At 58.2% G+C, this 1,319-nt stretch carries 1 rRNA gene; it reads left to right on the top strand.

What is annotated here, in order from left to right:
* Positions 1-1,319: ribosomal RNA gene (locus tag ACFWB0_RS25585) — 23S ribosomal RNA — on the top strand; the annotation flags it as partial.

Below are 1,319 nucleotides of genomic sequence, written 5' to 3'. Positions count from 1 at the left end.
CTTCGGCGCCGGTCTTGGCAAGGGCCGCGACGGACGTCCTCCACCCGGCGCGGTGGGACGAGTCAGAAACCGTTGATGTAGGCGAAGGACATGCGAAAGGTCCGGCGTAGAGGGTAAGACCCCCGTAGTCGAAACATCAGCGGCTCGTTTGAGAGACACCCAAGTAGCACGGGGCCCGAGAAATCCCGTGTGAATCTGGCGGGACCACCCGCTAAGCCTAAATATTCCCTGGTGACCGATAGCGGATAGTACCGTGAGGGAATGGTGAAAAGTACCGCGGGAGCGGAGTGAAATAGTACCTGAAACCGTGTGCCTACAAGCCGTGGGAGCGTCGCGCATCGAGTTTGCTCGGTGCGTCGTGACTGCGTGCCTTTTGAAGAATGAGCCTGCGAGTTAGCGGTGTGTAGCGAGGTTAACCCGTGTGGGGAAGCCGTAGCGAAAGCGAGTCCTAAGAGGGCGTTTGAGTTGCACGCTCTAGACCCGAAGCGGAGTGATCTAGCCATGGGCAGGTTGAAGCGGCTGTAAGAGGTCGTGGAGGACCGAACCCACCAGGGTTGAAAACCTGGGGGATGACCTGTGGTTAGGGGTGAAAGGCCAATCAAACTCCGTGATAGCTGGTTCTCCCCGAAATGCATTTAGGTGCAGCGTCGTGTGTTTCTTGCCGGAGGTAGAGCACTGGATAGGCGATGGGCCCTACCGGGTTACTGACCTTAGCCAAACTCCGAATGCCGGTAAGTGAGAGCGCGGCAGTGAGACTGTGGGGGATAAGCTCCATGGTCGAGAGGGAAACAGCCCAGAGCATCGACTAAGGCCCCTAAGCGTACGCTAAGTGGGAAAGGATGTGGAGTCGCAGAGACAACCAGGAGGTTGGCTTAGAAGCAGCCACCCTTGAAAGAGTGCGTAATAGCTCACTGGTCTAGTGATTCCGCGCCGACAATGTAGCGGGGCTCAAGCGTACCGCCGAAGTCGTGTCATTGCAGCATGAGGGCCAACGCCCGCTGTGATGGGTAGGGGAGCGTCGTGTGCCGGGTGAAGCAGCCGCGGAAGCGAGTTGTGGACGGTTCACGAGTGAGAATGCAGGCATGAGTAGCGATTCACACGTGAGAAACGTGTGCGCCGATTGACTAAGGGTTCCTGGGTCAAGCTGATCTGCCCAGGGTAAGTCGGGACCTAAGGCGAGGCCGACAGGCGTAGTCGATGGATAACCGGTTGATATTCCGGTACCCGCTGTGACGCGAAAGACATCGAATCCAGTGATGCTAAGCCCGTGAAGCCGTTCCGGACCCTTCGGGGAATGGAAAGTGGTGGAGCCGGTGGCC

The organism is Rhodococcus sp. NPDC060086, assembly GCF_042730275.1.
Lineage (GTDB): Bacteria > Actinomycetota > Actinomycetes > Mycobacteriales > Mycobacteriaceae > Rhodococcus.
This window is presented reverse-complemented; position numbering and strand designations above follow the sequence as displayed.